This window comes from Streptosporangium sp. NBC_01469, assembly GCF_036227305.1.
In the GTDB taxonomy this organism is placed as follows: Bacteria; Actinomycetota; Actinomycetes; order Streptosporangiales; family Streptosporangiaceae; genus Streptosporangium.
The window spans coordinates 5,227,396-5,253,224 of record NZ_CP109465.1; the positions used below are offsets into that span (position 1 = coordinate 5,227,396).

General features: G+C 73.5%; 2 protein-coding genes. Both read left to right on the plus strand.

The features are described from left to right. The first annotated feature begins 16 nt into the window (after positions 1–16). Complete coding sequence (locus OG587_RS23000) at positions 17–14,842, plus strand: type I polyketide synthase (protein WP_329093496.1); 14,826 nt, start codon at positions 17–19, stop codon at positions 14,840–14,842. Continuing rightward, entirely contained in the window at positions 14,842–25,746 is a 10,905-nt protein-coding gene (locus OG587_RS23005; protein WP_329093498.1) for a type I polyketide synthase, read from the plus strand. The genes OG587_RS23000 and OG587_RS23005 overlap by 1 nt, the downstream gene beginning before the upstream one ends. Positions 25,747–25,829 lie beyond the last annotated feature (83 nt).

A 25,829-nucleotide genomic window follows, 5' to 3' on the forward strand; every position in this document is an offset into this window, starting at 1 on the left:
GACGATGGGAAAGCCCATGGCGAACTCTGACGACAAGCTTGTCCGAGCGCTGCGGAGCGCGCTGAGAGAGAACGAGCGGCTGAAGCAGGCGAACCTCGATCTGGTCTCCGCCTCCAACGAGCCGATCGCGATCATCGGGATGGGGTGCCGGTTCCCCGGTGGGGTGACCTCGCCGGAGGAGTTGTGGCGGCTGGTGGCCGGCGGCGGCGACGCCGTCTCGGACTTTCCCACCGACCGGGGCTGGGACCCCGGCCTCTATGACCCGGATCCGGAGCACACCGGCAGGTCCTACACCCGGCAGGGCGGGTTCCTGCACGACGTGGCCGAGTTCGACCCGGCGTTCTTCGGGATCAGCCCGCGCGAGGCGCTGGTCATCGACCCCCAGCAGCGGCTGCTTCTGGAAGTCGGCTGGGAGACCTTCGAGAACGCGGGCATCGTCCCCGACTCGCTGCGCGGCAGCGACACCGGGGTGTTCGCCGGGGTGATGTACGGCGACTACGGCTCGCGGCCGTCCTCGCTGACGTCCGGCCAGGAGGCCAACGTGGGCCTCGGCAGCGCAGGGAGCGTCGTCTCGGGACGGGTGGCCTACACCTTCGGTCTGGAGGGCCCGGCGGTGACGGTGGACACGGCGTGCTCGTCTTCGCTGGTCACCATGCACCTGGCCGCCCAGGCGCTGCAGAGGGGGGAGTGCTCGCTGGCGCTGGCCGGTGGCGTGACCGTGATGGCGACGCCCAGCGTGTTCTTCCAGTTCAGCCGCCAGCGCGGGCTGGCGGCCGACGGCCGCTGCAAGCCCTACGCCGAGGCGGCCGATGGGCTCGGGTGGTCCGAGGGCGCGGGCCTGGTGCTGCTGGAGCGGTTGTCGGACGCGCGCCGCAACGGTCACCGGGTGCTGGCGGTGATCCGTGGCAGCGCGGTCAACCAGGACGGCGCCAGCCACGGGCTGACGGCGCCCAATGGTCCGGCGCAGCAGCGGGTGATCCGTCAGGCGTTGGCGAACGCGGAGCTGGGTTCCGCCGATGTGGATGTGGTGGAGGGGCACGGCACGGGGACGACGTTGGGCGACCCGATTGAGGCGCAGGCGTTGTTGGCGACGTATGGGCAGGGTAGGTCGGCCCCTTTGTGGTTGGGGTCGGTGAAGTCGAATCTGGGTCATACGCAGGCTGCTGCGGGGGTGGCGGGTGTGATCAAGATGGTGATGGCGATGCGGCATGGGGTGATGCCGAGGTCGTTGCATGTGGATGAGCCGTCGTCGCATGTGGACTGGTCGTCGGGTGCGGTGGAGCTGTTGGGGGAGTCTCGTTCGTGGCCGGAGCGTGGGGGGCTGCGTCGGGCGGGGGTGTCGTCGTTCGGGATCAGTGGGACGAATGCGCACGTGATCGTGGAGGGGGTGGTGGAGGAGTCTGCCGTGCGGGTGGTGGAGCGGGTGTTGCCGGTGGTGCCGTGGGTGGTGTCGGCCAAGAGTGCTGAGGGACTGCGGGCGCAGGTCGCGCGGTTGGCGTCGTTCATGCGGGAGCGGCCGGAGCTTTCGCCGCTGGATGTGGGGTATTCGCTGGCGACGACTCGGACGGTTTTGGAGCATCGTGCGGTGTTCTGTGGGCCGGGTCGTGATGAGCTGGCGGGGTTTGTTCCGGGGGTGGAGGGTGTGGCCGGGGGTCGTCACGCGGTGCTGTTCTCGGGTCAGGGGGCGCAGCGGGCCGGGATGGGGTCGGGGTTGTATGCGGCGTTCCCGGTGTTCGCGGAGGCGTTCGACGCGGCGTGCGCCTCTTCGGTGAAGGAGGTGCTGTTCGGCGGTTCGGACCTGATCGACCAGACCATGTACACCCAGCAGGGGTTGTTCGCGTTCGAGGTGGCGCTGTTCCGGTTGTTGGAGTCCTGGGGAGTGACCCCGGACTTCGTCGGAGGGCACTCCGTAGGAGAGATCGCCGCTGCTCATGTGGCGGGGGTGTGGTCGCTGGAGGATGCGTGCCGGGTGGTGGAGGCGCGGGGCCGGTTGATGCAGGGCCTGGCCGCTGGCGGGGCGATGGCCGCGATAGCCACCTCGGAGTCGGACATCGCGCCGTATCTGAGTGAGCGGGTGGGGTTGGCGGCGGTCAACGGTCCGGTCTCGGTGGTGGTCTCGGGTGATGAGGACGCGGTCGAGGCACTGCTGAACCGGCTGGACGGGGCGTACCGGGTCAAGCGGTTGCGGGTCTCGCATGCTTTCCATTCGGCGCGGATGGATCCGATGCTGGCGGAGTTCCGCACGGTGTTGGAGTCGGTGGTGTGGAACCGCCCGCGCATTCCGCTGGTGTCGACGTTGACCGGTCACCTCGCCGACCCCGGGGAGATCGCGTCGCCGGAGTACTGGGTGCGGCAGGTCCGTGAGCCGGTCCGGTTCGGCGACGCGGTGCGGACCCTGGAGGCCGAGGGCGTCACCACGTTCATCGAGGCCGGGCCGAGTCCGGCGCTGTCGGCGATGGAGACTCAGAGCGCCGTGTTCGTTCCGTTGGCGCGTAAGGATCACGACGAGGTCGAGGCGGCGGTCCGTGGACTGGGTCAGGCGTGGGCCCGAGGCGTCACGGTCGACTGGCCGGCGATGTTCGCCGGGTCGGGTGCTCGGCGGGTTGATCTGCCGACTTACTCCTTCCAGCGGAGGCGTTATTGGTTGGAGGGGTCTGTTGTTTCGGGTGATGTGGGGTTGTTGGGGTTGAGTGCGGCTGGTCATCCTTTGTTGGCGGCGGCGGTGGTGTTGGCTGATTCGCAGGGGGTGGTGTTGACGGGGCGGTTGTCGGTGGAGACGCAGCCCTGGTTGGCCGACCACCGGGTGATGGGCGCGGTGATCTTCCCCGGCACCGGCTTCGTCGAACTCGCCATCCAGGCCGGTGACGAGGTCGGGTGCGGAACTCTCGAAGGTCTCACGCTGGAAAGCCCGCTGGTGCTGCCCGACGCCGGAGCGGTACGGCTCCAGATCATCGTCCGCACACCCGACGAGGCCGGACTGCGGGCGTTCTCCATCCACTCCCGGCTCGACGACTCCGATCCGGATCTCCCCTGGACCCGTCACGCCACCGGCACGGTCCGCCCCATGGAGCCTGCCGCCGACCTCCCCTCCATGGAGTCGGACGTCTGGCCGCCGCCGGACGCGACACCGGTCGAGCTCGACGGGGCCTACGAGAGCCTCGCCGCGCGCGGCTATGACTACGGTCCCGCGTTCCGGGGGCTGCGGGCGATGTGGCGCCGGGGCGACGAGGTCTTCGCCGAGGTGGCCCTGCCGGAGGACATGAGCGGCACCGGCTTCGGCCTGCATCCGGCGTTGCTGGACGCCGCCATGCATCCCAGGCTGCTGAACGAGGCCACGGGGACGCGGATTCCCTTCGAGTGGCACGGCGTCTCGCTGCTGGCCACCGGCGCCGAGGCGTTGCGGGTGTGGATCCGGCCGGTCGGCGAAGACGCCATGTCGGTGACGGTCACGGACTCGTCGGGGGCGCCGGTCGCGGGTGTCTCCCGGCTGCTGGCCCGCCCGGTCTCCGCCGACCAGCTCGGCCGGCCCGGACGCGACGTGCTGTTCGAGGTGGACTGGCCCCTGGTGTCCCTCGCTCCGGTGCGGGACGAGGAACACCGGCGGGAGGTCGGTGGCCCCGACCGCCCTGGCCTGGCCGACCTGGGCCGTTCGATCGGGCCGGACACGCCGATGCCCGACGTCGTACTGCTGGCGTACGCCCTCGAGACGGACGAGCCGACGCGTGTCACGGAATCGAACGACGAGGATCTGCCCGGACGGGTACGGGCGGCGACTCAGCGAACGCTGCGGGACCTGCAAGCCTGGCTGGCCGATGAGCGGGCCTTTTCCTCGCGGCTCGTGGTGGTGACACGCGGGGCGGTGAGCACGGGCGCCGACGACGCGGCCGTGGATCTCCGGCAGTCGGCGCTGTGGGGGCTGGTGCGCTCCGCCCAGGCCGAGCATCCGGGGCGATTCTGCCTCGTCGACCTGGACGATCACCCCTCCTCCGAACGGCTGCTCGCCGCGGTCGTCGCGTCGGGCGAGCCGGAGGTGGCGGTGCGCGCCGGTGCCGCACGGGTGCCCCGGTTCGTCCCGGTGGCTCCCGGCCAGGCGGCGTCGAGCTGGTCCGCCGCCGGCACGGTGCTGATCACCGGAGGCACCGGCGGGCTGGGCGCGCTGCTCGCCCGCCACCTCGTCGAAGCGCGCGGAGTCAGACACCTGCTGCTGGTCAGCCGCCGAGGCCCGGAGGCGGCCGGGGCGACGGAGCTGCGGGACGAGCTGGCCGCGCTGGGCGCCGAGGTCACGGTCTCCGCCTGCGACGTCACCGACAGGGCGTCGCTGGCCGCCGTACTCGCCGAGGTGTCCCCACGGCATCCCCTCACCGCCGTCGTGCACGCCGCGGGGGTGGCGGACGTCGGAGTGCTCGGCTCGCTCACCCCCGAGCAGGTGGACCGGGTGATGCGTCCGAAGGTTGACGCGGCCTGGCATCTGCACGAGCTCACCAGGGAGCTCGACCTCTCGGCCTTCGTGCTCTACTCGTCGGCGGCGAGCCTCGTTCTCGGCGCGGGCCAGGCCAACTACGCCGCGGCCAACGCCTTCCTCGACGCGCTGGCCGGATATCGCGATGCGGCGGGACTGCCCGCCACCTCGCTGGCCTGGGGGCTCTGGGCCGAGGCCGAGGGGATGGCGGAACTGCTCGACGAGGCGGGCCTGCGACGGATGTCCCGGCTGGGTCTGCCGCCGCTGGCCACCGAGGAGGCGCTGGGACTGTTCGACGCGGCCGTCGGGCTTGGCAGACCCGTCCTCGCACCGATCCGGGTGGACCGCGTCGCGCTGAACGCCCGCACCGACGAGATCCCGCCGCTACTGCGCGGCCTGCTGCGGACCAGGTCCCGCCGGGTGGTCGAACCGGGACGCGCCTCGGCCGACCCGGCGCTTTCCCGTCGTCTCGGCGCCCTCACCGAGCCGGAGCGGGATCGGGTGATGCTGGATCTGGTCCGTACCCGTGTCGCCACCGTGCTCGGATACTCCGCGAACGAGTCCGCGGAGCCGGGAGCAGCCTTCCGCGAGCTGGGCTTCGACTCTCTGGCCGCCGTGGAGCTCCGCAATCTGCTGAACGAGGCGACAGGCCTTCGGCTTCCCGCCACCCTGGTCTTCGACTACCCCAACTCGATCGTCCTGGCACGCCACCTCAAGGACGAGTTGCTCGGTACGGCTCCCGTCCAGACGGCGGCGCTCACCGTGGCGGCCGATCTGGAGCCGATCGCGATCGTGGGAATGGCCTGCCGTTATCCGGGCGGGGTGACCTCGCCCGAGGAGCTGTGGCGGCTGGTGGCCGACGGCCTCGACGTGATCTCCGACTTCCCCGCCGACCGGGGCTGGGATCTCGGCGCGGTGTACGACCCCAGCAGGTCCAGGCCGGGCACCAGCTACGTCCGCGAGGGCGGGTTCCTCTACGACGTGGCTGACTTCGACGCGGAGTTCTTCGGGATCTCACCGCGTGAGGCGCCGATGCTGGACCCGCAGCAACGTCTGTTCCTGGAGATCTCGTGGGAGGCGCTGGAACGCGCGGGCATGGACGCCGCCTCGCTGCGCGGCAGCTCGACCGGGGTGTTCACCGGTGTGATGTACCACGACTACCCCGGGAGCAGCGGGGCGGGAAGCCTGGTCTCCGGCCGGGTCGCGTACACGTTCGGGTTCGAGGGACCGGCCGTCACCATGGACACCGCCTGCTCCTCCTCGCTCGTGGCGCTGCACACGGCCTGCCGGTCGTTGCGGCAGGGCGACTGCTCGCTGGCGCTGGCCGGTGGCGTGACGGTGATGGCCACGCCGGACATGTTCGTCGAGTTCTCCCGGCAGGGAGTGCTGTCCGGTGACGGCCGTTGCAGATCGTTCGCCACCGCCGCGGACGGCGCGGGCTGGTCGGAGGGGGCAGGTGTCCTGCTGCTGGAGCGGTTGTCGGACGCGCGCCGTAACGGACACCCGGTGCTGGCGGTGGTACGGGGCAGCGCGGTCAACCAGGACGGGGCGTCGAACGGCCTGACCGCGCCGAACGGTCCCTCACAGCAGCGCGTCATCCGGGCGGCCCTCGCCGATGCGGGGCTGGGTTCCGCCGATGTGGATGTGGTGGAGGGGCACGGTACGGGGACGACGCTCGGCGACCCGATCGAGGCACAGGCGCTGTTGGCCACCTACGGTCAGGATCGGTCGGCTCCTTTGTGGTTGGGGTCGGTGAAGTCCAACCTCGGGCATCCCCAGGCCGCTGCCGGTGTGGCCGGGGTGATCAAGATGGTGATGGCGATGCGGCACGGGGTGATGCCCAAGACGCTGCACGTGGACGAGCCCTCGTCACACGTGGACTGGTCGTCGGGCGCGGTCGAGCTACTGAGCGAGACCCGGCCGTGGCCGGAGCGCGAAAGACCCCGCCGGGCGGGAGTGTCGTCGTTCGGGATCAGTGGGACGAACGCGCACGTGATCGTGGAGGGGGTGGTGGAGGAGCCGGTCACGCCGGTGGTGGAACGCGCGTTGCCGGTGGTGCCGTGGGTGGTGTCGGCCAAGAGTGCTGAGGGGTTGGGTGCGCAGGTCGCGCGGTTGGCGTCGTGGGCGGGGGATGCGCTGGACGTCGGGTACTCGCTGGCCACGAGCCGGACGGTTCTGGATCATCGTGCGGTGGTGGTGGGTCAGGGGGTGGTGAGTGGGTTGGTCGCGGGTGGTCGCCACGCGGTGGTGTTCTCGGGGCAGGGGGCGCAGCGGGCCGGGATGGGGTCGGGGTTGTATGCGGCGTTCCCGGTGTTCGCGGAGGCGTTCGACGCGGCGTGTCCGGCACCGGTGAGGGAGGTGCTGTTCGGCGGTTCGGAGCTGATCGACCAGACGGTGTACACCCAGCAGGGGTTGTTCGCGTTCGAGGTCGCCCTCTTCCGGTTGTTGGAGTCCTGGGGAGTGGTCCCGGACTTCGTTGGAGGTCACTCCGTAGGAGAGATCGCCGCTGCTCATGTAGCAGGAGTGTGGTCGTTGGAAGACGCCTGCCGGGTGGTGGAGGCACGCGGCCGGTTGATGCAAAGCCTGGCCGCTGGCGGGGCGATGGCCGCGATAGCCACCTCGGAGTCGGACATCGCGCCGTATCTGAATGAGCGGGTGGGGTTGGCGGCGGTCAACGGTCCGGCCTCGGTGGTGGTCTCCGGTGATGAGGACGCGGTCGAGGCACTGCTGAACCGGCTGGACGGGGCGTACCGGGTCAAGCGGTTGCGGGTCTCGCATGCTTTCCACTCGGCGCGGATGGATCCGATGCTGGCGGAGTTCCGCACGGTCCTGGAATCGGTGTCGTGGAACCGCCCCCGGATCCCGCTGGTGTCGACGCTGACCGGTGCGCTCGCCGACCCCGGGGAGATCGCGTCGCCGGAGTACTGGGTGCGGCAGGTGCGTGAGCCGGTCCGGTTCGGGGATGCGGTGCGGACCCTGGAGGCCGAGGGCGTCACCACGTTCATCGAGGCCGGGCCGAGTCCGGCGCTGTCGGCGATGGAGACCCAGACCGCCGTGTTCGTCTCCCTGGCACGCAAGGACCACGACGAGGTCGAAGCCACGATCCGCGGACTGGGCCAGGCATGGACCCGAGGCGTCACGGTCGACTGGCCGACGATGTTCACCGGCTCCGGCGCCCAACGGATCGACCTGCCGACCTACCCCTTCCAACGACAGCGCTACTGGCTGAACGCCGACGTCGCCGGGGTGAAGGAGGAGAACCCCGAGGAATCGCGGTTCTGGGCGGCCGTGGAGCAGGGGGACGTCGAGCGGCTGGCCATCACCCTGGGCATGACGGACGGCGAGGACGGCGCGCTGCGCACCATGTTGCCCATCCTCTCCTCGTGGCGCAGGCAGCGGGACGAGCAGTCCACCGTGAACGGCTGGCGTTACCGCGTCGGCTGGGACGCCGTACCCGATGTGCCCGTGCGCGTATCCCCGCAGAGCTGGCTCGTGGTGGTCCCCGCCGACCACCTCGATCACCCCTGGGTGGCGGCGCTACGGACGCTGGAGCAGCGCGGCATCACCACGCTGACGCTGGAGCTGACCGAGCAGGACCGGGACGCCCTGGCGGCCCGGATCCGGCAGGCCACCGGCGGTTCCTGCGACCGAGTGCTGTCCCTGCTGGCGCTGGAGAACCGGCCACACCCCGGCCATCCCCTCGTGGACCTGCGCGTGGCGAACACCATCCTGCTGGCGCAGGCCCTCGGCGACGCCGGAACGACGGCACCCCTGTGGGCACTCACCCTGGACGGCCAGGTCGACACGGGCCAGGCCCGGCTCTGGGGGCTGGGCAGGTCGATCGGCCTGGAGCGTCCCAGCCGGTGGGGCGGGCTCGTCGAACTGCCCGAGGTGATGAACGAGCAGGCGCTGAGCCGGTTGGTGAACGTCGTCGCGGGCCCCTCCGACGAGGATCAGCTCGCGGTGCGCGCGTCCGGAGTCTTCGTACGCCGCCTGCACCGCGCGCCGACCGCCGAGCCCGCCGAGACCTGGCGCCCGCACGGCACCGTCCTGGTGACCGGTGGTACGGGAGGCGTGGGCGCGCACGTGGCCAGGTGGCTTGTCGGCAGGGGAGCCGAGCACCTCGTACTGGCCGGTCGCCGAGGAGCCGACGCGCCTGGCGCCGGGAAGCTCGCGGAGGAACTCGGCCGGGCGGGCGCGCGCGTGACCATCGCGTCCTGTGACGTGACGGATCGGTCGGCGTTGCGTGACCTGCTGGCGGAACACCGGGTGACGGCCGCCTTCCACACCGCCGGGATCGGCGGCTGGGCCACCCTGGACGAGACGACGATGAGCGACACCGAGGCCGTGTTCGGCGCGAAGGTCACCGGTGCCGAACATCTCGACGAGTTGCTCGACCGTGATTCGGACCTGCTGGTGCTGTTCTCCTCGACGGCCGGGATCTGGGGCAGCGCCGCGCAGGCCACCTACGCGGCGGCGAACGCCTCCCTGGACGCCCTGGCCCGGCGGCGGCGGGCGCGCGGGCTGAAAGCCACGTCGGTCGCCTGGGGACTGTGGGCCGGTGAGGGACTGGCCGCCGAGACCGACCTTGAGGAACGGCTGCGACGCCAGGGCCTGCGAGCCATGGACCCGAGGCTCACCCTCGCCGCTCTCGGCCAGGCACTGGATCACGACGACACCGATCTCGTCGTCGCCGACATCGAATGGGAGAGGTTCGCCCCGGCCTTCACCGCAGCGCGGCCCAGCCCCCTGATCGACCGGATTCCCGAGGTCCAGCGCGTACTGGTCACCCCGGACACATCGACGGGCCAGGCGGAGAGATCGGAGCTGGCCCGCCGCGTCGCGGAACTGCCCGACGCGCAGCGCGAGCCCCTCCTCCTCGATCTCGTACGGATCGAGGCGGCCACCGTGCTGCAGCACGCCTCGACGGAGGCCGTCCCCGTCGATCGGGCCTTCCAGGACCTCGGTTTCGACTCACTCACCGCGGTCGAACTGCGCAACCGGCTGAGCACGGCCACCGGGCTGGCTCTCCCGGCCACCCTGGTCTTCGACCGGCCCACCCCCTCGGCGGTCGCCGCGTACCTGAAGGCCGAACTGGTCGGGACGGGGCACGAGCCCGTCACGGTCGCGACGGCGAGCCTGGGGACCGACGAGCCGATCGCCATCGTGGCGATGAGCTGCCGCTTCCCCGGGGACGTCCGATCCCCCGAGGACCTGTGGCGGTTGGTCGACGAGGAGGTGGACGCGGTGTCGGCGTTCCCCGAGAACCGCGGCTGGGACGTCCAGGGACTGTACGACCCCGATCCCGACCGGCCGGGCAAGAACTATGCCCGCGCGGGCGGCTTCCTGCACGACGTCGCGGAGTTCGACGCGGAGTTCTTCGGCATCTCCCCGCGCGAGGCCCGGTCGCTGGATCCGCAGCAGCGCCTGCTGCTGGAGAACTCCTGGCAGGCGTTCGAGCGTGCGGGCATCGACCCCGTCTCGTTGCGCGGCGGCCAGGTGGGCGTGTTCGTCGGTACCAATGTCCAGGACTACAACGTCGAGATCGGCAACGCCGCGAGCGTCGTCTCCGGAAGGCTCTCCTACACCTTCGGCCTGGAGGGCCCGGCGGTGACGGTGGACACGGCGTGCTCGTCGTCGCTGGTCGCCATGCATCTGGCCTGCCAGTCGCTGCGGCAGGGGGAGAGCACGCTGGCGCTGGCCGGCGGCGTGACGGTGATGGCGACACCGGAGATGTTCGTCCGCTTCTCCCGACAGCGGGCACTGTCGCCCGACGGCCGCTGCAAGTCCTTCGCGTCCACCGCCGACGGCGCGGGCTGGTCCGAGGGCGTGGGAATGCTGCTGCTGGAGCGATTGTCCGACGCGCGCCGCAACGGGCACCCGGTGCTGGCGGTGGTACGGGGCAGCGCGGTCAACCAGGACGGGGCGTCGAACGGCCTGACCGCGCCGAACGGCCCCTCCCAGGAAAGGGTGATTCGTCAGGCGCTGGCGAACGCCGACCTTGAGGTGTCCGACGTGGACGTGGTGGAGGCGCACGGCACGGGGACGACACTCGGCGACCCGATCGAGGCGCAGGCGCTGCTGGCCACCTACGGCCAGGACCGGTCGGCCCCCCTGTGGCTGGGATCGGTGAAGTCGAACATGGGTCACGCTCAGGCCGCCGCCGGGGTGGCGGGTGTGATCAAGATGGTGATGGCGATGCGGCACGGCGTGATGCCGAAGACGCTGCACGTGGACGAGCCCTCACCGCACGTGGACTGGTCGTCGGGCGCGATCGAGCTCCTGACCGAGTCTCGGCCGTGGCCGGAGCGTGAGGGACTCCGTCGGGCGGGGGTGTCGTCGTTCGGGATCAGTGGGACGAATGCGCATGTGATCGTGGAGGGGGTGGTGGAGGAGTCTGCCGTGCGGGTGGTGGAACGCACGTTGCCGGTGGTGCCGTGGGTGGTGTCGGCCAAGAGTGCTGAGGGGTTGCGGGCGCAGGTCGCGCGGTTGGCGTCGTGGGCGGGGGATGCGCTGGACGTGGGGTATTCGCTGGCGACGACTCGGACGGTTTTGGAGCATCGTGCGGTGTTCTGCGGGCCGGGTCGTGATGAGCTGGCGGGGTTCGTTCCGGGGGTGGAGGGTGTGGCCGGGGGTCGTCACGCGGTGCTGTTCTCCGGGCAGGGAGCACAGCGCGCCGGGATGGGAGCGGCGTTGTATGCGGCGTTCCCGGTGTTCGCGGAGGCCTTCGACGCGGCCTGCGCCTCTTCGGTCAAGGAGGTGCTGTTCGGCGGCTCGGACCTGATCGACCAGACCATGTACACCCAGCAGGGGTTGTTCGCGTTCGAGGTCGCCCTCTTCCGGTTGTTGGAGTCCTGGGGAGTGACCCCGGACTTCGTCGGAGGGCACTCCGTAGGAGAGATCGCCGCTGCTCATGTGGCGGGGGTGTGGTCGCTGGAGGATGCGTGCCGGGTGGTGGAGGCGCGTGGCCGGTTGATGCAGGGGTTGGCCTCGGGTGGGGCGATGGCGGCGGTGGCGGCCTCGGAGTCGGATATCGCGCCGTATTTGAACGGGCGGGTGGGGTTGGCGGCGGTCAACGGTCCGGTCTCGGTGGTGGTCTCCGGTGATGAGGACGCGGTCGAAGCGCTCCTGAACCAACTGGACGGGGCGTACCGGGCCAAACGGTTGCGGGTCTCGCACGCCTTCCATTCAGCGCGGATGGACCCGATGCTGGCGGACTTCCGCACGGTCCTGGAATCGGTGTCGTGGAACCACCCCCGGATCCCGCTGGTGTCGACGCTGACCGGTCACCTCGCCGACCCCGACGAGATCGCGTCCGCCGACTACTGGGTGCGGCAGGTCCGTGAACCCGTCCGGTTCGGCGACGCGGTGCGCGCCCTGGAAGCGGAGGGCGTCACCACGTTCATCGAAGCCGGGCCGAGCCCGGCCCTGTCGGCGATGGGAACCCAGACCGCCGTGTTCGTCCCGTTGGCGCGTAAGGACCACGACGAGGTCGAGGCGGCGGTCCGCGGGGTGGGCCAGGCGTGGGCCCGAGGCGTCACGGTCGACTGGCCGGCGATGTTCACCGGGTCCGGCGCCCAACGAATCGACCTGCCCACCTACCCCTTCCAACGCGAGCACTACTGGCTCGACACCGTCGCCGACACCGGTGACATGGGCTCGGTCGGGCTGGCCGCCGCCGAGCACCCGCTGCTCGGCGCGACGATCTCGCTGGCCGACGCGGAGACGACGGTCCTGACCGGGAGACTGTCGCTTGCGACGCACCCCTGGCTGGCCGATCACCGGGTCGGCGCGGTGGCCGTGTTCCCCGGCACCGCCCTGGTCGAGCTGGGAGTCTGGGTCGGAGACCAGGTCGGCTGCGGCTTCCTGGAGGAGCTGACCCTGCAGGCCCCGCTCGTCCTGCCGGAAACCGGCGCGGTGGCGATCCAGGTCGCGGTGGACGCCGCCGACGAGAACGGGCGGCGCAGGCTCGCCGTGCACTCGCGCGCCGCCGAGGCCCCCCTGGACGCGGCCTGGACCCGGCACGCCGTCGGCGCCCTCACCCCCGACACCCCGGCCGAGCCGGACAGCCTGGAGGTGTGGCCGCCGGAGGGCGCGACGCCGATCGAGCTCGACGCGATCTACGACCACGTCGTCGAGGGCGGCCTGGCCTACGGCCCGGCCTTCCGCGGACTCCAGGCGGCCTGGCGGCGCGGCGCGGACGTCTTCGCGGAGGTGACCCTGCCCGATCAGGTCAGGGACGAGGCGGGACGGTACGGCGTGCATCCGGCCCTGCTGGACGCCGCGTTGCACGCCGTCGGGCTGACCGGTCACCCCGACGCGGGCGCCGCGCTCCCGTTCGCCTGGAACGACGTCGCCCTGCACGCCACCGGAGCCACCGGCCTGCGGGTCCGCATCTCCACGGCCGAGGACGGCGCCGTCTCCGTGCACACCGCCGACCCCAAGGGAGCCCCCGTGGCGTCGATCGGGTCGCTGGTGCTGCGCCCGGTCCAGGCGGTCGGGCCCGAGACCGGGCCCGTCGTCCAGGACTCGCTGTACCGGGTCGCCTGGGTGGACGCGCCCGTCACCGGCGCCCCGGTTCACGCGGTGGAGCACGCCGACATCGACGCTCTGCGAGCGGCGCTCGACGCCGGTGCGCCGCCGCCCCGGGCGGTGCTGTTCCCCGTCGGTGCCACCTCCCCGTCCGACGCGCGGCCGGCGACCGCGCGGACCCTCGCGGCGGTGCGATCCTGGCTGGCCGACGAACGGCTGGTCGCGTCCACCCTGGTGATCCTGACGCGGAGGACGGGAACGCCCGCAGACCTCGCCTCGGCCTCGGTCGCCGGATTCGTCCGATCCGCCCAGGCCGAGCATCCCGGCAGGATCGTGCTGGCCGACGTGGACGAGGACCCGGAGTCGTGGCGGCTGCTGCCCGCCGCGATCACCGGCGCCGAGCCGCAGATCGCCGTCCACGCCGGAGCCGTCTCGGTGCCCCGCCTGGTGCGGGCGACGCCGGGCGACCGGTCCGCGGGACCGGACCTGACGGAGGGCACCGTGCTGATCACCGGTGGCACCGGTGGCCTGGGCGGACTGCTCGCGCGGCACCTGGTCGCCGAGCACGGCGCCCGCAGGCTGCTGCTGGCGAGCAGGCGCGGCGCGGACGCGCCGGGGGCGGAGAGCCTCCGGGCAGAGCTGGCGGATCTGGGCGCGGAGGTCGTACTGGCCGCCTGCGACGTCACCGACCGTGACGCGCTGGCGCGGCTGCTGGCGGACATCCCCTCCCGGCACCCGTTGACGGCGGTCGTGCACGCGGCCGGATCGCTGGCCGACGGCCTGGTCTCCACCCTGACCCCGGAGCGGCTCGACGAGGTGATGCGGCCGAAGGCGGACGCGGCCTGGCACCTGCACGAGCTCACGAAGACGCTGGACCTGTCGGCGTTCGTGCTGTTCTCCGCCGCCGCCGGCACGCTCGGCACGGCGGGCCAGGGCAACTACGCGGCAGGGAACGCCTTCCTCGACGCGCTGGCCGCGCACCGGAGGTCCCTGGGACTGCCGGGCATCGCGCTGGCCTGGGGACTGTGGGAGCAGACGAGCGAGATGACCGCGCACCTCGTCGGCGAGGGGGTCGCCAGGGTGGGGCGCGGGGGTGTCTCGCCGCTGCCCACCGCGGACGCGCTGGCCCTGTTCGACCTGGCGGTCACGATGGAGGATCCCGCCCTGGTACCGGTCAGGCTGAACCCGGCCGTGCTGCGCGAGCAGCGCGACGCGGGACTGCTTCCCGCCCTGCTGGCCGACCTGGTGCCGGGACGGCGGCGGCGCTCCGCCTCGGCGGCCACCGACGGGTCGTCCCTGGCCGACCGGCTCTCCGGGCTCGGGGAGGCGGAGCGGGAGGAGGAGCTGCTCGCCCTGGTCAGGGCGGAGGTCGCCGCGGTCCTCGGCCACGCCTCCGTCGAGGCGGTACGGTCCTCCCGGGCGTTCGACGAGCTGGGCTTCGACTCCCTCACCGCGATCGAGCTGCGCAACCGGATGAACGCCGTCACCGGCACCCGGCTGCCGGCCACCCTCGTGTTCGACTACCCGAACCCGGCGGCACTGGCCAGACACCTGAACGACCGCCTGCGCCCGGAGCGGGTGGCCGTGCCGCTCTCCCTGCTCGGCGAGCTCGACCGGCTGGAGGCGATCCTGGCGACGCCGGACCCGGACGAGATCGAGGCGCTCGGCCACGACGCGCGAGCGGACGTCACGGCCAGGCTCAGGACCCTGGTCGCCACCTGGCAGGACCTCCACCGGGCCGACGGGGAGGACACCGTCGTCGACGACCTCGACGCGGCCTCCGATGACGAGATCTTCGCCTTCATCGACAGCAAGCTGGGCACGTCGCAAGCAGAGCGGACGGATGTGTGATGGGGAACGAAGCCAAGCTCCGCGATTATCTCAAGCGGGTCACCGCCGAGCTGCACGAGACCACCGAGCGCCTGCGCGAGGTGACCGACCAGGCGAGCGAGCCCATCGCCATCGTCGGGATGAGCTGCCACTATCCGGGGGGCGTACGCTCACCCGAGGACCTGTGGTCGCTGGTGGCCGAGGGCAGGGACGCGATCTCGGGGTTCCCCGTCAACCGGGGCTGGGACGTGGCGAGCCTGTACGACCCGGACCCGGAGCGGCCGGGCACGAGCTACACCGACCAGGGCGGATTCCTGCACGACGCGGCCGACTTCGACGCCGGGTTCTTCGGGATGTCGCCGCGTGAGGCGCTGACCAGTGACCCGCAGCACCGGCTGCTGCTGCGGGCGTCGTGGGAGGCGCTGGAGGACGCGGGGATCGCCCCCGACTCGCTGCGGGAAAGCCAGACCGGTGTCTTCGCCGGCCTGATGTACCACGACTACGGCGCGCGGGTCCGCGAACGCGGCATGGAGGAGTTCGAGGCCTACCTCGGCAACGGCAGCGCGGGCGCCATCGCCTCCGGGCGGATCGCCTACGCCCTGGGGCTGGAGGGCCCCGCGGTCACCGTGGACACCGCGTGCTCCTCGTCGCTGGTGGCACTGCACCTGGCGGTCCAGGCGCTGCGGCAGCGCGAGTGCGGCCTGGCGCTGGCCGGCGGTGCCACGGTGATGGCCACTCCGGGAACGTTCGTCGAGTTCAGCAGGCAGCGCGGGCTGGCACCCGACGGGCGGTGCAAGTCCTTCGCGTCCGCCGCCGACGGGGTCGGCTGGTCGGAGGGCGTGGGCATGCTGGTCCTGGAGCGGCTCTCGGACGCCCGCCGCGCGGGACACCCCGTGCTGGCGGTGGTCCGCGGCACGGCGGTGAATCAGGACGGCGCCAGCAACGGGCTGTCGGCGCCCAACGGGCCCTCGCAGCAGCGGGTGATCCGCCGGGCGCTCGGCAACGCGGCGCTCACCTCCCGCGACGTCGACGTGGTCGAGGCGCACGGCACCGGCACCAGGCTGGGCGACCCGATCGAGGCGCAGAGCCTGCTGGCGGTCTACGGCAGGGACCGGCCGACGGACCGCCCTCTCTGGCTGGGCTCGCTGAAGTCCAACATCGGGCACTCGCAGGCCGCCTCGGGGGTCGGCGGGGTGATCAAGATGGTGATGGCGATGCGGCACCGGGTGCTGCCCAGGACCCTGCACGTGGACGAGCCCTCGCCGCACGTGGACTGGTCGGCGGGAGCCGTCAGCCTGCTGACCGAGGCCAGGCCGTGGCCGGAGTACGAGAGGCCGCGCCGCGCGGGGGTCTCCTCGTTCGGGGTGAGCGGCACCAACGCGCACGTGATCCTGGAAGCGGCCGAGACCGAAGCCGAGCCGGGGCCGGAGGAGCCTCGGGACAGCGGCGACGGGCCCGGCTCCGCCGCCGTACTGCCGTGGGTGCTGTCCGCGCGGGACGAGGCCGCGCTGCGCGCGCAGGCCGCCCGCCTGCTGGCCTTCGTGGACGAGCGTCCCGGGCTCGACCCGCTCGACGCGGGCCTGTCCCTCGTGACGACCAGGGCCTCCTTCGAGCACCGCGCGGTCGTGGTCGGTCACGACCTCGACGGTCTGCGTACCGGCCTGGCCGGGCTCGCCGGGGGAGTCCCGGCCGCCGGGCTGGTGCGGGGGGTCACCGGAGAGGAGGGGGGCAAGGCCGTCTTTGTCTTCCCCGGGCAGGGTTCGCAGTGGCGGGGGATGGCGCTGGACCTGCTGGAGTCGTCCCCGGCCTTCGCGGACGAGCTGTCGGCATGCGCGGCGGCCCTCGCCCCGTACGTGGACTGGTCGCTGCCGGACGTGCTGCGCGACTCCTCCCTGGACCGGGTGGACGTCGTGCAACCGGCGCTGTTCTCGGTGAACGTCTCCCTGGCGGCGCTGTGGCGCGCGCACGGGGTGGAGCCCGCCGCGGTGGTCGGCCACTCCCAGGGCGAGATCGCGGCGGCCTACGTCGCGGGCGCGCTCTCGCTCGGGGACGCCGCGCGGGTGGTCGCGCTGCGCAGCCGCGCGATCGCCGAGGAACTGGCGGGCCAGGGGGGCATGGCGTCGGTGTCGCTGCCGGAGGCCGACGCCCAGGAGCTGCTGGCCGCCTGGGACGGCAGGCTCACGATCGCCGCGGTCAACGGCCCCTCGGCCGTGGTGGTCTCCGGCGACGGCGACGCCCTGGACGAGCTGCTGTCCCGCTGCGAGACGGACGGGGTGCGGGCCCGCCGCATCGCGGTGGACTACGCGTCACACTCGGTGCACGTGGAGCGGCTCAGGGACCGGCTGCTGGCCGACCTGGGGCCGATCGTCCCGACGCCCTCCACCGTGCCGTTCTTCTCCGCGGTGACCGGCGGCCGGTTGGACGGCGAGCTGCTCGACGCCGAGTACTGGTACACCAACCTGCGCAGAACGGTCCGCTTCGAGCAGGCCACCCGCGCGGTCCTGGACGAGGGGTACGGGTTCCTGATCGAGGTCAGCCCGCATCCCGTGCTGACCGTGAACGTCCAGGCGACCATCGACGAGAGCGGTTCCGCCGCCTCGGCCGCGGGGACGCTACGCCGCGACGAGGGGGACCTGCGCCGCTTCGCCGCCTCGGCCGCCGAGCTGTACGTCCGGGGCCTGCCGGTGGACTGGCCGTCCTTCTTCGCGGGCACCGGCGCCCGCCGGGTCCGGCTGCCGACGTACGCCTTCCAGGACGAGCGGTACTGGCTGGACGCGGTCGAGCCGCGCGGGGACGTGGCCGCCGCCGGGCTGACCTCGCTCTCCCACCCGATCCTCGGCGCGGCCGTCTCGACGGCGGGCAGGGACGGGGTGGTGCTCACGGGGCGGCTCTCCGTCGAGTCACACCCCTGGCTGGCCGACCACGCCGTGGCGGGCACGATCCTGATGCCGGGCACCGGCTTCGTCGAGCTGGCGATCAGGGCCGGTGACCAGGCCGGCTGTCCCGCGATCGAGGAGCTGACCGTGTACACCCCGCTCACCCTGCCCGAACGGGGGAGTCTGCAGGTACAGGTCGTGGTGGAGCCCTCGGACGCGCCGCACCGGCGGGTCCTGTCGGTGTACTCGCGCGCCGAGGAGGAGACGGAGCCGTGGACGCTGCACGCCGACGGCGTGCTCGGCACCGCGACGCCCGCGGAGCCCTTCGCCCAGGAGGCGTGGCCGCCGCCCGGCGCGACCCCCGTCCCACTGGACGGCTTCTACCCCCGGCTGGCCGAACTCGGGTACGGGTACGGGCCGGTGTTCCAGGGGCTGCGCGCGATGTGGCGGCGCGGTGAGGAGGTCTTCGCCGAGGTCGACCTCCCCGAGGACGCGGACGGCGCGGGCTACGGCCTGCACCCCGCCCTGCTGGACGCGGCGCTGCACACCGGCCTGGTCGACCACGAGGGGCCGATCAGGCTCCCGTTCTCCTGGAACGGCGTGGAGCTGTACGCGACCGGCGCCTCGTCCCTGCGGGTACGGCTGGCGCCGTCAGGCCCCGACGCCGTCACCGTGCAGGCGGCCGACCCCGAGGGCAGGGCGGTCTGCTCGGTCGCCTCGCTGGCCGTGCGGTCCGTCCCCGAGGCCCTGACCCGCACGACGGGCGACCCCCTCTACCGGCTCACCTGGACGCCTCTCCCGATCATGGACCCGGCCCCGTCGGGGCCGTTCGCCGTGCTCGGCGCGGACGAGTTCGGGGTGGGGGCCGTGCTGAGCGGCTGCGCGTCCCACCGGGATCTGGCCGCCCTGACGCAGTCGCTGGACGCGGGGGATCCCGCCCCCAAGATGGTCTTCGCCGCGTGCCCGCGCGCACCGGGCGACCCGGCGGTTCCCGACGCCGTCAGGTCGAGCGCGAACCGGACGCTCGCGCTCCTGCAGGGCTGGCTGGCCGATCCCCGGCTGGCCGACTCGCGGCTCGTCGTCCTCACCGAGGCCGGTGTCGCGATCGGCCCGGACCGGGTCGCCGTGACGCCCGGTCCCGACGGGGCGGACGCGTCGGCGCCCGGTGCCGCGACCGGTCCCGGCCTGGCCGCCGTGACGCCCGCTCACGCCGTGACGCCCGGTTCCGCCGTGACACCCGGTCCCGGCGAGACGGGCACGCCGGCGCCCGGCGAGGCCGGCGCGCTGGCCGGCGCGGCGGTGTGGGGGCTGGTGCGGTCGGTCCAGGCCGAGCACCCCGAGCGCCTGGTCCTCGTCGATCTCGACGGGCCCCTGCCGGTCGACGTCCTGCGGGCGCTCGGCTCGGACGAGCCGCAGCTCGCCCTGCGCGCGGGCGAGGTGCTCGTGCCCCGGCTGGCGCGGACCCCCCTCCAGGCCGCCGCCCAGGTCCCGCCGCGGGCGTGGGATCCCGCGGGAACCGTGCTGATCACCGGCGGCACCGGCGGGCTCGCCGCGGTGCTCGCCCGGCACCTGGTCACCGAACGCGGGGTCAGGCACCTGCTGCTGGCCAGCCGCAGCGGCCCGGTGAACGGGGACGCGGCCCGGCTGAGCGCCGAGCTCACCGAGCTGGGCGCCGAGGTGACCGTCGCCGCCTGCGACGTGGCGGACAGGGCCGCGGTCGGGCGCCTGCTCGCCGGCGTTCCCGGCGAGCACCCGCTCACCGCCGTGGTGCACGCGGCGGGCGTCCTCGACGACGGGACGGTCGCCTCCCTCACCCCCCGGCGGATGGACGCGGTGCTGCGGCCCAAGGTGGACGCCGCCTGGCACCTGCACGAGCTGACCCGCGAGCTGCCCTCGGTCGAGCTCGTCCTGTTCTCCTCCGCCAGCGGGGTGCTCGGCGACCCCGGGCAGGGCAACTACGCCGCCGCCAACGCCTTCCTCGACGGCCTGGCCAGGCACCGCCGGGCGCTGGGCCTTCCCGCGACGTCGCTCGCCTGGGGGTTCTGGACCCAGCGCAGCGGGATGACCGGCCACCTCACCGACGAGGACGTGGCCAGGATGGCGCGGTCCGGTGTGCTCGGGCTCTCCTCCCCGGCGGCCCTGGACATGTTCGACCGCGCCCTCGCGCTGGACGAACCCGTCACCGTACCGATCGCGTTCGACCTCCCCGCGCTGCGCGCCCGCGCCGCGTCGCTGCCCGCGCTGCTGCGCGGCCTGGTCCGCGCCCCCGCCCGCAGGGTCGCCGCCGAGCGCGGCGCCGAGGGATGGGCGCAGCGGCTGGCCGGGCTGACCGAGCCCGACAGGGAACAGGCCATGCTGGAGCTCGTACGCTCCCACGTCGCCGCGGCCCTGGGCCACGCCACCCCCGAGACGGTCGACCTGCGCCGGGCCTTCAAGGACCTCGGCTTCGACTCGCTCACCGCCGTCGAGCTGCGCAACGGGCTGGGCGCGGCCACCGGGCTGCGGCTGCCCGCCACCCTCGTGTTCGACCACCCCTCGGGCAAGGCGCTGGCCGGGTACCTGCTGTCGCGGCTGCTCGGCACCGGCCAGGCGGCCGCGGCCGCCGCCACCGCGTCGCCCGACGACGACCCGATCGCGATCGTCGCGATGAGCTGTCGCTTCCCCGGCGGCGTGAACGGCCCCGAGGAGCTGTGGTCCATGGTCGCCTCGGGCGGGGAGGGACGGTCGTCGTTCCCCACCGACCGGGGCTGGGACCTCGAAGGGCTGTACGACCCCGACCCCGCCACCCCGGGCACGACGCACACCCGTACCGGCGGGTTCCTCCACGACGCCGCCGACTTCGACGCGGAGTTCTTCGGCATCGGCCCGTACGAGGCGCTGGCCATGGACCCGCAGCAGCGGCTGCTGCTGGAGATCTCCTGGGAGGCGCTGGAGTCGGCCGGAATCGACCCGGGGTCGCTCCGGGGCAGCCGCACCGGCGTGTTCGCCGGGCTGATGTACTACGAGTACGGCAGCAGGCTCACCGCCGTCCCCGACGAGGTGGCTCCCTACCTCGGCAACGGCAGCCTGGGCAGCGTGGCCTCCGGGCGGCTGTCCTACACCTTCGGTTTCGAGGGACCGGCGATGACCGTCGACACCGCGTGCTCGTCGTCGCTGGTCGCCCTGCACCTGGCCGCGCAGGCGCTGCGGCGGGGCGAGTGCGACCTGGCGCTGGCGGGCGGGGCGTCGGTGATGTCGACCCCGGCGACGCTGATCGGGTTCAGCTCCCAGCGGGGCCTGGCGGCCGACGGCCGCTGCAAGGCGTTCGCCGAGGCAGCCGACGGCACCGGGCTGTCGGAAGGAGCCGGGATGCTCCTGCTGGAGCGGCTGTCGGACGCCCGGCGCAACGGGCATCCCGTCCTCGCCGTGGTGCGCGGCTCCGCCGTGAACCAGGACGGGGCGAGCAACGGGCTGACGGCCCCGAACGGCCCCGCCCAGCAGCGGCTCATCCGCCAGACGCTGGCGAGCGCCGGCCTGGCCACGGCGGACGTCGACGTGGTCGAGGCGCACGGCACCGGCACCAGGCTCGGCGACCCGATCGAGGCGCAGGCCCTGCTGGCCACCTACGGCCAGGACCGGCCGGCCGACCGGCCCCTGCTGCTCGGCTCGATCAAGTCCAACCTCGGCCACACGCAGGCGGCGGCGGGCGTGGCCGGAGTGATCAAGATGGTGCAGGCGATGCGGCACGGGGTCGTGCCCAGGACCCTGCACGTGGACGCGCCGTCCGGCGAGGTGGACTGGTCGGAGGGCGCCGTCGAACTGCTCACCGCGCAGACCGCCTGGCCGGACAGCGGCCGCCCGCGCCGCGCGGCCGTCTCGTCCTTCGGGATCAGCGGCACCAACGCGCACGCGATCATCGAGCAGGCCGCCGGGGAACGGGCCGCCAAGCCCGAGCCGGGCCCGCCCTACGGCGAGGTCCCCGGTAGCAAGGCTCTCGGTGGCGCGGCCCCCGGCGGTGAGGTCCCCGGCGGCGAGGACCCCGGCCACGCCGTGCCGTGGGTGCTCTCCGGCCGTACGGAGGCCGCGCTCAGGGCGCAGGCGGGGCGCCTGCTCTCCTTCCTGCGGGACCGCGAGGAGTCGTCCCCCGCCGACGTCGGGCTGTCGCTGGCCACCTCCCGCGCCGCGCTCGACCACCGCGCGGTGGTGACCGGCCGCGACCGGGCCGCCCTGCTGCGCGGCCTGGCCGGGCTGCGCGACGGCACGCTGCCCGCCGGACCTCCCGCCGCCCCGGGACCCGTCGCGTTCCTGTGCACCGGGCAGGGCGCGCAGCGCTCCGGGATGGGACGCGAGCTGTACGAGGCCTTCCCCGCCTACGCCGAGGCGTTCGACGCGGTCTGCGCGGAGCTGGACCCGCTGCTGGACCGCTCGCTGGCGAGCGTGGTGTTCGGCGAGTCCGAGGAGGAAGAGAAGGTCCTGGACCGGACGGTGTTCGCCCAGGCGGGCCTGTTCGCCGTCGAGGTGGCGATGTTCCGGCTCCTGGAGTCGTGGGGCGTGCGCCCGAACCTGCTCGCGGGCCACTCCGTCGGCGAGGTCGTGGCCGCGCACCTGGCGGGCGTGCTGTCGCTGGCCGACGCGTGCGTGCTGGTGGCCGCCAGGGGCCGCCTGATGCAGGCACTCCCCGCGGGCGGCGCGATGGTGGCGGTGAACGCCCCCGAGGCCTGGGTCGTGCCGCTGCTCACCGGCGACGTGAGCGTCGCGGCGGTGAACGGCCCCTCCTCGGTGGTGGTCTCCGGCACCGAGGAGGCCGTGTCGGCGCTGGTCGGGAGGCTGGACGGCGTCCGCACGAAGCGGTTGCGCGTCTCGCACGCGTTCCACTCCCCGCTCATGGAGCCGATGCTGGAGGAGTTCGCGCTGGTGGTCGGCGGGCTGTCGCCGCGCCCGCCGCGGATCCCGATCGTCTCCAACGTGACCGGTGAGGTGGCCGATCCCGAGGAGCTGTGCACGCCCGCGTACTGGGTCCGCCACGTGCGGGCCACCGTGCGCTTCCACGACGGCCTCGAGACGCTGGCCGCCCAGGGGGTGACGACGTTCCTGGAACTCGGCCCCGACGCCGTGCTCACCGCGATGGGCCAGGAGTCCCCGGACGACGCGCGGCTCTTCCTGGCCTGCCAGCGCGCCGAGCGGCCGGGGGCGGACACGCTGGTCGAGACGGTCGGCCGCCTGCACGCCCGGGGTGTGCCGGTCGACTGGCCCGCCTTCTTCGCCGGCACCGGCGCCCGCCGGGTCGAGCTGCCGACCTACGCCTTCCAGCGCCGCCGCTACTGGCTGGACGCCTCGGACCCGGCGGGCGGCACCGGCGCGTTCGGCCGGCGGGACACCGGGCACCCGTTCCTGGCCTCGGCCGTCGGGCTCGCCGGTTCCGGCGGCGTGCTGATGACCGGCAGGGTGTCGCTCGGCTCCCACCCCTGGCTCGCCGACCACACGGTGCGCGGCTCGGTGCTCGTGCCCGGCACGGGCCTCGTCGAGATGGCCCTCACGGCGGCCGGCGAGGCGGGATGCGCCGCGCTGCGGGAGCTGACGCTCCAGGCACCCCTGCTGGTGCCCGAGCACCGGTCCGTCCTGCTGCAGGTCGTGGTCGGCCCGGCGGACGAGAAGGGGGAGCGGCCGGTCGGCGTCCACTCCAGGATCGAGTCCGCCGGTGAGGAGACCGGCTGGACCTGTCACGCGACCGGGGTGGCGGGCGAGCCGGTGGTAGCCCCGCAGGCGGGTCTGTCGTCGTGGCCTCCGCCCGGCGCGGAGCCGATCGGGCTCGACGGGGCGTACGAGAGCCTGGCGGCCCGGGGGCTCGGCTACGGCCCGGTGTTCCAGGGGCTCACCGCGGCCTGGCGGCGGGGCGAGGAGGTGTTCGCCGAGGTCACGCTGGCGGACGAGGTACGGACGCAGGCCGGACGCTTCCAGCTCCACCCGGCGCTCTCCGACGCCGCCCTGCACGCCGGTCTCGTCGCCGGTTCCGGCGGCGAACCCCGGCTGCCGTTCGCGTGGACCGAGGTGGCGATCCACGCGCGGGGAGCCTCCGCGCTGCGGGTGCGGCTCGCCCCCGAGGGAAAGGACGGCGTCTCCCTGCACGCCGCCGACCAGGACGGGACGCCCGTGCTCTCCGTCGGCTCGCTCGTCTCGCGCCCGATCCCGGCCGGGCGGCCGGGGGAGGCCGGGCACGAGTCGCTGTACCACCTGGACTGGACACCGGTGCCCGCGGAGGGAACGGCGCCGGTCCGCCGCGCCGTACTGGGCGGGGACGATCTCGGGCTGGACGGAGCGGAGCGGTACGCGGACCTGGAGGCCCTGGCCGGCGCGATCGACGCCGGCGGCGCGGTGCCGGAGGTCGTGGTCTACCCCGTGCCGAGGGTGCCCGGCGCGACCGCGCGGTCGGTGACCGGCGACGTGCTCGGCGTGCTGCGGGGCTGGCTCGCCGACGAGCGGTTCGACGCCGCCCGCCTCACCGTGCTGACCAGGGGAGCCGTCGTCACGGCGGACGGCGACGCGCCGGACCTCCCGTACACGCCGGTGTGGGGGCTGGTGCGCTCCGCCCGCGCGGAGAACCCGGGCAGGTTCGCCCTGGTCGACCTCGACGGCGAGGAGTCCTCGCGCCGGGCGCTGCCGAAGGCGATCGGCTCGGCCGAGCCGGAAGTGGCCGTCCGCGAGGGGACGATCCGCGCGCCACGCCTGGCCAGAGTCGTCCAGGGGCCGTCGGGGAAGGGCCGCGCGCTCGACCCCGACGGCACGGTGCTGATCGTCGGCGGCACCGGCGGGCTCGGCGGGCTCGTCGCCAGGCGGCTGGTGACCGGCCACGGCGTCCGCCACCTCGTCCTCGCCGGCCGCCGGGGCCCGGCCGCGTCCGGCGACCTCGCGGCGGAGCTCAGGGGGTACGGCGCGGAGGTCGAGGTCGCCGCCTGCGACGCGGCGGACCGGGACGAGCTGGCGGCGCTGCTGGACCGGATTCCCGCCGCGCACCCGCTCACCGGCGTCTTCCACACCGCGGGCGTGCTCGACGACGGCACGGTGCGGGCGCTGACCCCGGAACGGATCGACACCGTGTTCCGGGCGAAGATCGACGTGGCGACGAACCTGCACGAGCTCACCGCGTCCGCCGATCTCGCGGCGTTCGTGCTGTTCTCCTCCGTCGCCGGGGTGTTCGGAAGCGCGGGACAGGCCAACTACGCCGCGGCCAACACCTTCCTGGACGCCCTCGCCCAGGCGCGGCACGCGGCCGGGCTGGCCGGGTCGGCGCTGGCCTGGGGCTCGTGGGCCGACCACGGCGGCATGGCGGGCAGGCTGTCCGGGACCGGCCTGCGCCGGATCGCGCGCACCGGCGTCCTGCCGATGGAGGCGGAGGAGGGCCTCGCGCTGTTCGGCGCCGCGCTCGGGCTCGACCGGCCGCTGCTGCTGCCCGCGCGGCTGGACCTCGCCCGGATCAGGGTGCGGGCCGCCACCGAGGAGGTGCCGCCGATCCTGCGCGGCCTGGTCCGTACCCCGGCCAGGAGGGCGGCCGGACCCGACGGCGGGCAGGTCCTCGCCCGGCGGATGGCCGCCGAGACCGGCCAGGCCCGGGACAGGCTGATGCTCGACGAGGTGCGCTCCCACATCGCCGCCGTGCTCGGTCACGAGGACCGCGAGTCGATCGAACCGGGCCGAGGCCTGCTCGACCTGGGCTTCGACTCCCTGTCCGCGGTCGAGCTCCGCAACCGGCTCGGTGCCGCCAGCGGCCTGCGGTTGCCCGCGACGCTGGTGTTCGACTTCCCCTCGGCGAGCGCCATCGCCGGGTACCTGCTCCGCGAGCTGTCCGGCGACGTGACCGAGCCGGCCCTGGACGTCGAGATCGCCAAGCTGGAGTCCGCGCTGACGGACGTGGCGTGGAGTGAGGAGCAGCGGCGGCGGATCGCGTCCCGGCTTCGCGGGCTGGCCTCGAAATGGGGCGCGACCGACCAGGAGGAGGACATCACCGCGCTGCGCTCGGTGACCGCCGACGAGCTCTTCGAGATCCTGGACAACGAGCTGGAGTCGAGTGGCTAGTGTCATTTCCCCCTTCCGGACACGTCCATAGGCCCGGAAGGGGATTTGTTTAAATTCGCGAAACGTGGGGGTGAGCTGGCGAA

Excerpts from the sequence above, each read along its gene's own strand:
- OG587_RS23005 (WP_329093498.1), top strand. The coding sequence starts at position 14,842 with ATGGGGAACGAAGCCAAGCTCCGCGATTATCTCAAGCGGGTCACCGCC.
- OG587_RS23000 (WP_329093496.1), top strand. The coding sequence starts at position 17 with ATGGCGAACTCTGACGACAAGCTTGTCCGAGCGCTGCGGAGCGCGCTG.